Here is a 10,348-nt window from a genome sequence, read left to right as displayed (position 1 = left end):
TTGATGAGTCTGGGGGAAATCGACTCTGAAGGATCTGAATCATGGATGATTTTATCGACGGCACGAGCGAGCCTGATACGCTCGAAGGTTTTGACGGAAACGATACGATCAACGGCCTCGCCGGCGATGACGTCCTCATGGGAAATGGTGGAGACGACGTTTTAGACGGCGGCGACGACAATGATTCACTCGACGGCGGCGCAGGCAATGACTCGCTCATGGGCGGCTCCGGCGCTGACGCGCTGCTTGGCGGCGCCGGCGACGATACGCTCGAAGGCGGCGCGGGCGCCGACAGCCTGAATGGCGGCGCTGACATTGATACGCTTGTCTATATAAACTCGTTCGCCGGCGTAAATATTGATATCGGGAATAATATCGTCAGCGGCGGCGACGCCCAGGGCGATGCTATCAGCGGGTTTGAAAATGCTGTCGGCTCCGCGCACGCCGACACAATTTATGGGGGCGCGGCGGATAACAACCTGACCGGCAATGGCGGCGACGATGTCTTGATGGGCGCGGGCGGCGACGATACGATTGAAGGCGGCCTCGGAGCGGATACCGCGGTCTATTCAGGCGCCTCGGGCGATTACACGATTATCGCTGAAGGCGGCGGCGTTTTCACAATCATGGATAACAACGCCGCCGACGGCGACGACGGCGTGGACACGCTGACCGGCGTTGAAACCGTCATGTTCAACAATGCGAGTATGGATTTGAATACACCTGTAGAGGCGCAGGACGATTCGTTTGTTATTGGGGAATCGGGCCTCGTAAACGGCGATCTATTCGCCGATAACGGCAATGGCGCGGACAGCGATTTCGACAATGATCCGTTTTCGGTCACCGCCGTAAACGGCGCTGCAATGAATGTCGGCGGGCAAATAACGCTCGCTTCCGGGGCGCTGCTGACGGTAAACGGCGACGGAACATTCTCCTACGACACGAATGGAGAATTTGAGTGGCTGGCTGCAGGCGCGACTGCTTTCGACTCATTTACTTACACGATCGACGATGGCGTTGGCGGACCCGATACGGCGACGGTCAGTATCGAGATCAACGGTGAAAACGATGCGCCTGTTGCGCGCAATGACAATTTCGCAACGGATGAAGCGCATCTGGTTTCCGGCGATCTTTTCGCCGACAACGGGTCCGGGCCGGACAGCGACGCCGATGCAGGGGATGTCTTTACGATCACCAGTGTTAACGGCTCAGCGGGTTCGGTCGGAACGCAAATCACTCTGGCCTCGGGCGCCCTTTTGACGGTCAATGCGAACGGGACCTATGAATACGATCCAAACGGCGCGTATGATTCGCTTGAAGACGGCGAAAACGGGCTGGAGATTTTCACCTATGGCGTTGCTGACGGCAATGGCGGCGAAGATACGGCGATTGTCACCGTTTCAATTGACGGCATCGACGATGTGGCTCTGTTCGGCACGCCGGCGCCGGACACGCTGACCGCCGGCGCGGGGGCGGACACGGTCTGGGGCGCTGAAGACAACGATCTATTGGAAGGTCTCGGCGGCAATGATTTCATGTCAGGCGAAGAGGGCGCGGATCGGTTGTTTGGGGCAGACGGCAATGACACGCTTTCCGGCGGCTTCGGTAACGACACGATTGACGGCGGCGCGGGCAGAGATTCGCTTACCGGCGAATCGGGTCGCGATGTCATAATCGGCAGAGACGGAAACGATCTGCTTCACGGCTTTGGCAGCCATGACTCGCTTTATGGCGGCGATGGAGATGACGATCTGCGCGGCGGGCATGGCAGGGACCTCCTGGGCGGTTCCGGCGGCAATGATATTGCGCGCGGTTTTGACGGCGATGATCGCCTGTTCGGTGGCGGCGGGTCGGATACGCTTTTAGGCAATGACGGCAACGACTCGTTGACCGGCGGGGGCGGCGTTGACCGGCTGAAAGGCGACGCAGGTGACGATACGCTCAACGGCCGGTTTGGCGATGACTGGGTCACTGGCGGCGAAGGCGACGATCTTTTCGAATTCCGAAAAGGGCACGGCAATGACATTTACGATGATTTCACCGCCGGCGCAGGCTCGGAAGACGTTATTCAACTGCTTGTTTTCGGTACGGCTTTCGACACATTCGCCGAGGTCATGGCCGCGTCCAACCAGAACGGCGCCGATGTCATAATCGATTTTGGCGGCGGCGATACGATTACGCTTGTGAACACCAATCTTGGCGAGCTTCACGAGGACGATTTCATATTTGGCTGAGCCACGGCCTTCAACTGATAGCCTATCTGAACCGATAGCTTATTTGTGAAGAATCGGCGTGGTTCACGCCGGTTTTTTACGCTACAAATTCGCCGTTAGCGTTATCGGCGAGAATTGATGGATATTCCAGGCGGCCTAAATACGACAACCGGACTTCAAGTTGGCGGGGCCCTGGTCAATTCGCTAGAGCAGGTCGGCGACAAGGACTGGATCGCCATCGATCTTGTCGCCGGCGAGTCGTATCTGTTTACGCTGACCGGGTCGGGCGCAAACCCCCTGTTCGATCCGTTTCTTGAGTTGCGTAACGCCTCGGGCGTCAATGTGGCCCAGGATGATGACGCCGGTCCGGGCCTTAATCCGCAGCTCCGTTTTACGGCGACGGAATCGGGCACATATTATCTTGTCGCTCAGTCTTATGAAGATGAAAACCAGTCGCCCACAGCCGGTCAATACACGCTGACCGCTGATTTCGGTCCCGCGCAAAATCCGCTCGACGCCATTGACTGGGGAACGAAGCTGGCCAGCAACACGGTGGATGTTTTCTTCGCCCCATCGGGATACAGCGCCGGCGGCTTTACGTCGGATGGATGGACGCCATTGCAAATCAACGCCGTCTTGGCGGTGATGGAAACGATTTCCAACGTTGCGAATCTGATTTTCAATCAGGTTTTTTCGGCGCCGGGTGCGGAATTCCGGCTGATCACCACGTCTGAATCCGGTTTGGAGTTTTCAGGACGTATGGGGCCGCCGGGAACGGGCGGCGCAGGCGTTGGCGTGTTCAATACAAACTCCGCGCTCTGGAACAACTCTCTCGCCCCCGGTTCATCGGGGTTCGCCTTAATCATCCACGAATTATTGCACGGTCTCGGATTTGCGCATCCGCATGATAATGGCGGTTCATCGGAAGTCTTGCAGGGGGTTGTCGATGATCGGGGATCGTTCGGTTTTTTCGATCTCAATCAGGGCGTTTACACCAATATAAGTTATAATTCCGGTTTTTCAGAAAGCCCCGCTTTTAGTCATAATTACGGTCAGCAGGGCGGGCCGTCTGCGCTCGATGTCGCCTTGTTGCAGCAAAAATATGGTGCGAATACGAACCATAACGCTTTCGGCGATGTTTATACGCTTACTGACGGCAATCAGGCCGGACAATTCTTCACAACGATCTGGGATACCGGCGGGACCGATAGCATTGAATATCATGGCGTTCAGAATGCCGTCATTGATCTCAGACCGGCGACGCTTGTTTTTGGCGAGGGCGCCGGCGGGTTCGTATCGAAGGTTTCAGGGGTCGCAGGGGGCTTCACAATTGCTGCAGATGTCCTGATCGAAAATGCAGCGGGCGGCGACGGCGCCGACAAGCTGACCGGCAACGATGGTCCTAATAGTCTTTATGGAAATGACGGCGCAGATACGCTTGCGGGCGGCGCCGGCGCGGATACGCTGAATGGAGGCGCTGGCGCTGATCATTTCATGACCGACCTTGCGTCGGCGGATCTGGTGAATGGCGATAGCGGCGACGATACGCTGGTCGTCAGCCAAAACAGAAGCGATGTCGCTGTCTTTGGCGACGATCTTGATCCATCCGCTTTGTTCGGGTTTGAGTTCAGCGGCGTGCAGACGATTCTCACGAATGTCGAGATCGTCTCTTTTCTGGATGAAACGATCAGATTATATGTCGGAGCCGCCGCCGGGGAGGATGTTTCGGCCATAGACGGGCTGAACGGTTATTACGCGCTAGGGGACGGCGCTGATACGGTAAGCGGCGGTGTCGGCGATGATACGATTAGCGGGCCCCTGTCCGGCGCTCATAAGCTAATCGATGGCGGTCCCGGTGCGGATTTTATCAGCACCGGAGATGGTAGCGATACGATAAACGGCGAGGAAGGCGCTGACCGGATTTTATCCGGCGCCGGCGCTGATCTGTTGAACGGCGGGCCTGGCGACGATTACTTCAGTTCGGGGGAGGGAGACGACACGGCGTTCGGCGGCGCCGGCAATGACACGTTTGAAGGCGGCGCCGGGCTGGACGATATTTACGGCGGCGACGGCGACGATCTGATCAGTTACGTTTCTTCGCCGGACGAAGGGGTGTCGGTTGACCTGGCCGCCGGCGCCGGATCAGGAGGCGCAGCGGACGGGGATATACTGATCAGTATAGAGAGTGTCCTGGGGAGTTCGTTTGCAGACACGCTTACAGGTAATGAAACAAATAATACCCTCAGCGGCGGCCAGGGCGACGATTTCCTTTCCGGAAAGGGCGGCGCTGATGTGCTCGATGGCGGCGATGGATTTGATACGGCGTCATATGAAGATGCCGCGGGTGCCGTTTTTATCCGCTTGTGGGATGGCTTCGGTGCGGGAGATGCGTCCGGCGATACGCTCATCAATGTTGAGCGCGTTTTAGGCGGCGACTTCAGCGATACGCTCGAAGGAAGCAACGCCGCCGCTGGCGATCAGCTCATCGGCGGCGGCGGCGGCGATCTCCTGCATGGGCTGGGCGGCGGCGATCTGATCGAAGGGGGCGCCGACAATGATACGATCGCCGGCGGTTTCGGCGATGACACGCTGGATGGCGGGGCCGGCGACGACACGATCGGCGGCCAGGCCGGGCGCGATTCTCTCGCTGGCGGCGCCGGCGCCGATACGCTGCACGGGTTCGGCAGTCACGACACGCTGCTTGGCGGCGACGATGGCGACGATCTGCGCGGCGGCTTCGGGCGAGACTTGCTCGGCGGGTCTGGCGGCGAAGATGTGTTGCGCGGATTCGATGGCGAAGACCGCCTCTTTGGCGGCGGGGACGCAGACACGCTGATCGGTAATGACGGCGACGATTCACTCACTGGCGGCGGCGGGGCGGACCGGCTGCGCGGGGATGCAGGAAACGATACGCTGAACGGCCGTTTCGGAGACGATTCCGTCACCGGCGGCGCGGGCGACGACCTCTTCCAGTTCCGGCAGGGGCACGGGGCGGATATTTACGATGACTTCACGCCGGGCGCCGGTACGGACGACGTCATCCAGCTCGTGGCCTTTGGCGCTGCGTTTGACACATTCGCCGAGGTTATCTCAGCGGCTACAGATAACGGCAATCACACCACCATCGATTTCGGCGGCGGGGATTCTATCGTGCTGCTGAACGTCACTGTCGCCGCCCTCCACGAGGACGATTTTATTTTTACGTGACGGGAGCGATACATTTATCGCCGCGCTGGTTTCGGCGAAACTGGCGTCGGCGGGCTACCTCTCAGGTTGCAATGTTCAGGCTTGGCACAACCTCTGTAGACTTGAATGGAGTTGAGGCGCAGACCCTACCGATAATTAAGCTTTGCCCCCGGCCCTATGGGCGATAGAACCGGGAAGAAAGCCGCGGCGCGGCGTGAAAAATGCACAATACAGTAAAATGACGCAGGAGTACTTATAAATGGCGACTTTAACGGTCACGACCCTTGATGACGAAGAATTTGACGGCGGCAATCTCGGAGATGAAACCACCGACGGCGCCGGCCTTTCCCTGCGTGAAGCGCTGGCGTTGGCGCAAGATAATGACACGATTACTTTCGATAACAGCCTTTCCGGCGGGTCTTTGAACCTTTCCGCCACGGAACTCACCATTACACAAGACGACATTCTGATAGACGGCGATCTCGACAATGACGGCGATGCCGACATTACGATTGCGTCGAATAGCGCCGGCGGCGCTTCTTTCGTTATTTCGAACGGGTCGGAAGCCGATCCGCGCGATGTTACGCTCAGCGGTCTCGCGCTTGCAGGCGGATATGAAGGGACCTCCGGCGTTTACGCCAGCGCTGACACCAACGTAACGATTGAAGATTCTACTTTCACCAGTTTTGAAGACTCCGCGGTTTTTGTCGATTCCGGGTCCACCCTGCATGTAAGCAATTCATATTTTGGCAATAACAGCAACGCCGCCACTAATGGCGGCGCAATATTCGGCTCGGCCGGGTCAACTGTTGTTGTTGAAGACAGCACGTTCAGACTGAATTATTCCTATGTCTCCGGCGGGGCCATTGCATCCAATGGCGACGTCAGTGTTTCCAATTCCGTTTTCGAAGGTAATTCTTCTGCGCAACATGGCGCAGCGATCGCCCACATAAGCGGCGGTTCCCTGGAGCTGATTTCGTCTACATTTGACACCAATATTGCAGGCGGTTTCGCCGGCGCCGTATTCGGAACCGGCGGCCAGTCTTATATTTACAATTCTACTTTTTCCGATAATTCGGCCGGACTGAGCGGCGGCGGCGTTTATCTCGGCCTTGGCGCGGTTGGGGCTGAAATTGTCAATTCAACCTTTTATTCAAATTTCGCCACGCAAAGCGGCGGCGGCGTCGCGACGGATACGGCCGGGACGAATATTATCAACAGCACTTTCACCGGGAATGCAGCCGGCACAAGCGGCGGCGGCGTACGCAACACCGGCGTTGCAATTGTCGGAAACTCCATTGTCGCTGCAAACCGTTTAAACGGCCCCGGCGCTACGAGTGAAATTGATTCTGCCGGCGGCGCCACGACCTATAGCGGCGTGAATATTTTCACCAATCAGCCGGGCGGCGTTGGCGACGCGCAGGATATTCTTGTCACGGATATCACCACGGTTTTCGCTTCAACTGTAAGTCAGGAAGGCAATGTCTACGGCGCGCTTGCGGATAATGGCGGGTCTGTGGAGACTGTCGCCATTCTCAATACCGGGGTGGCCGTCAATGCTGGAAATAATGGTCTTTTGCCGGCAGACGCCTTCGATCTAGACGGCGATATGAATACCGGCGAAACGCTGCCCATCGATGCGCGCGGTGCGTCGCGCGTGGTTGGCGGCAATGTCGATATCGGTGCGGTCGAGGTTGCTGAAATTGTCGGCACGAACAATCCGGATATTTTGAACGGTACAGAAAACGCTGACACGATCCTGGCGCTTGGCGGCGGCGATGACGTGTCCGGCCTGGGTGGAAATGACACGATCTCCGGCGGGTTCGGCGACGATACGCTGAACGGCGGGGCCGGCGACGACACAATCGGCGGCGATGCGGGCCGGGATTCGATCATCGGCGGCGCCGGCGCGGACACGCTGCACGGGTTCGGCAGTCACGACACACTGCTCGGCGGCGATGGAAATGACGATCTGCGCGGCGGCTTCGGGCGCGATCTTATCGGCGGCTCAGGCGGCAACGATGTGGGCCGCGGGTTCGAAGGCGACGACAGGCTATTCGGCGGCGGCGGTTCGGATACGCTTCTGGGTAATGACGGCGATGACTCTCTCACCGGCGGCGGCGGGGTCGACCGCCTGCGCGGCGACGCCGGCGACGACACGTTGAACGGCCGTTTCGGGGACGACTCTGTCACCGGCGGCGCGGGCGACGACTTGTTCCAGTTCCGGCAGGGTCACGCGAATGACGTCTATGACGACTTCACGGCGGGCGCCGGCACGGACGACGTCATTCAGCTCGTGGCGTTCGGGGCGGCGTTTGACACATTCGCGGAAGTGATTGCAGCAGCCAGCGATAATGGCAATCACACCACCATCGACTTTGGCGGCGGGGATTCCATCCTGTTACTGAACGTCACGGTCGCCGACCTGCATGAGGATGACTTTATTTTTACGTAAGACTGCAAGCCTTACGGGGCTGTTGGGAAGAATATCGAACAAACACAAGCTTTGGCGCCGATCTCCGCCAATGCTTGAAACGCGGAACAATTGCAGATGTATAGCTGTAATCGAGGTTGGATATATTGATTAAGGGGAGAATGTGTCATGCCGGCGCCAGTTGAGTGGTTAAGTCCTTTTCAGGTTAATACGGGAGCAGCGGCCAACGGTACGCAAGGCGCGCCGATAATCATCGGGTTAGCCAACGGAAATATTCTGACCGCGTGGGCTGAAAGCGCGTCCGGCGCCGTCGGCACTGGCGAGGGCGTCGATATAATCGCCAAAATCTACGACCTCAACGGGGCTGTCGTACGCGACGCCTACCAACTTAATTTTGACCGCTTTGTCGATGATGAATTTGTTTTCGACGTCGCCGCCACGAGCGACGGCGGTTTTATTCTGACTTATGTCGACCACGATATTGCCGATACCGATGAAACCGAAATTTATTGGGAGCGGTTTGATGACGCCGGCGATCAGGTCGCGGGCGATTCTTTAGCCATTGAAACCACCGCCGATGAAAATCTCACCAATCCGCAGCTTGCGGTGGACCTTTCCGACGACAGTTTTGTCGTGACGTTTTCTTATGAAAATGCGTCGGATGTAAATATTCGCGGCGTAAGGGTCGACAGTTCCGGTGTTGCGGGAACGGGTTTCGATGCCGCCCAGAACAGTGTCGATTTTGATGGCGAAGGCGATCTTGCCGTCCTCAGCAACGGGAACTTTGTTTCGGTTTATGAAGAAGACGACGCGGGCGTACCAGGGATTGAATTTGTTATATTCGATAACAGCGGCGTGCTCGTGAAAGCTGATACGCCGGTCAGCACCGGTGAAAACGTTTTGCCGCAGGTCGCATCGCTCGCCGATGGCGGTTTCGTTGTCACATGGGTTGCTGAAGACGCTGGAAACAATGATATCCAATTCAGCATTTACGAAGCTGACGGTACGCTGCGCGCCGGGGCGTTTTCGCTGGCGGGAACGACTGACAATGAAAACGAGCCCGAACTGGCCGCCTTGCCGAACGGGCAATTCGTAATTCTCTGGGATAACGATACTGACGGCACGCTTGAAGGGCGCCTGCTTAACCCCAACGGCACGGCCGATGGCGGCGTGTTTATCATTGAAAGTCCGGGCACGACACAGCCTAATGTCGGCGTTACCGGCGACGGACGGATTTTGTTTACGTGGCTTTCGGATGACGGCGCGGGTGAAGTTTTTGCGTCGATATGGGATCCTCGTGAAAACCCTGTGAACTTTTCCGATTATGAAGGCGACCGGAATTTTGTAGCTTCAAACGGCTATGTAACGCCGCTCACTGTCGCGAGCGAAATCAACGGCAGCGATCTTCGCGATACTATCACTGGCACAGCATTCGATGACACATTATACGGGTTCAGTTTTTCCGATCAGATTACGGGCCTCGACGGCAACGACACCATTGCCGGCGGGTTCGCCAATGATAGCGTTTTTGGCGGCGCGGGTAATGATACATTCCTGATTTTCGATGGCGAGTTTATAGACGATGTTTATGGCGGCGCCGGGCGGGACACGGTTGATATCAGCGATGAAACAACGAATGGCGTTGACGCTGATCTAGAGGCGGGAACATGGACCGGCCTTGGCGGCACGCTGGATTTGGTTGGCGTAGAGAATATTATTGCGACGCAAGCGGGCGATTCAATTGGCGGGTCCGCGGCTGATAATACGCTGCTCGGCGGCGGCGGCGGCGATCTCCTGAGCGGGCTGGGCGGTGTCGATGTGATCGACGGCGGCGCGGATAACGACACGATCTCCGGCGGGTTTGGCGACGATACGCTGAACGGCGGCGCCGGCGACGACACGATCGGAGGCGATGCGGGCCGGGATTCGATCATCGGCGGCGACGGCGCCGACACCCTGCACGGGTTCGGCAGTCACGACACACTGCTCGGCGGCGATGGAAATGATGATCTGCGCGGCGGCTTCGGTCGCGATCTTATCGGCGGCTCAGCTGGTAACGATGTGGGCCGCGGATTTGAAGGCGAAGACCGTCTCTTTGGCGGCGGCGGAAACGACACGCTCGTCGGCAATGACGGCGACGACTCTCTCACCGGCGGCGGCGGGGTCGACCGCCTGCGCGGCGACGCCGGCGACGATACGCTGAACGGCCGTTTCGGGGACGATTCTGTGACCGGCGGCGCAGGCGACGATCTTTTCCAGTTCCGGCAGGGCCACGCGAATGACGTCTATGACGATTTCGTCGCCGGCGCCGGCACCGACGATGTCATTCAACTCGTGGCGTTCGGGGCGGCGTTCGATACGTTCGCGGAAGTCATCGCGGCGGCGTCGGACAATGGCAATCACACCACCATAGACTTCGGCGGCGGCGATTCCATCCTGTTACTGAACGTCACGGTCGCCGACCTGCATGAGGACGACTTTATCTTTACGTAAGGAAGATTACTCCGCAGACAGA

At 58.1% G+C, this 10,348-nt stretch carries 4 protein-coding genes; all 4 read left to right on the top strand.

Going from position 1 to position 10,348, the window contains the following annotated elements; all coding sequences use genetic code 11:
• The first annotated feature begins 41 nt into the window (after positions 1–41).
• Positions 42–2,234, top strand: coding sequence for an Ig-like domain-containing protein (locus tag ACQK2Q_RS13305; protein WP_425410227.1), 2,193 nt, complete (start codon positions 42–44; stop codon positions 2,232–2,234).
• Positions 2,235–2,351: 117 nt separating this feature from the next.
• Positions 2,352–5,420 (top strand): M10 family metallopeptidase C-terminal domain-containing protein, encoded by a 3,069-nt coding sequence (locus tag ACQK2Q_RS13300; protein WP_425410226.1) that lies wholly within the window; start codon positions 2,352–2,354, stop codon positions 5,418–5,420.
• 238 nt (positions 5,421–5,658) lie between these two features.
• Positions 5,659–7,854, top strand: coding sequence for a choice-of-anchor Q domain-containing protein (locus ACQK2Q_RS13295; RefSeq protein WP_425410225.1), 2,196 nt, complete (start codon positions 5,659–5,661; stop codon positions 7,852–7,854).
• A 147-nt stretch (positions 7,855–8,001) separates the two neighbouring features.
• Positions 8,002–10,326 (top strand): calcium-binding protein, encoded by a 2,325-nt coding sequence (locus ACQK2Q_RS13290; RefSeq protein WP_425410224.1) that lies wholly within the window; start codon positions 8,002–8,004, stop codon positions 10,324–10,326.
• Positions 10,327–10,348 lie beyond the last annotated feature (22 nt).

The sequence above is a fragment of the Hyphococcus sp. genome (assembly GCF_965228385.1).
Taxonomy (GTDB): domain Bacteria; phylum Pseudomonadota; class Alphaproteobacteria; order Caulobacterales; family Parvularculaceae; genus Hyphococcus.
This window is presented reverse-complemented; position numbering and strand designations above follow the sequence as displayed.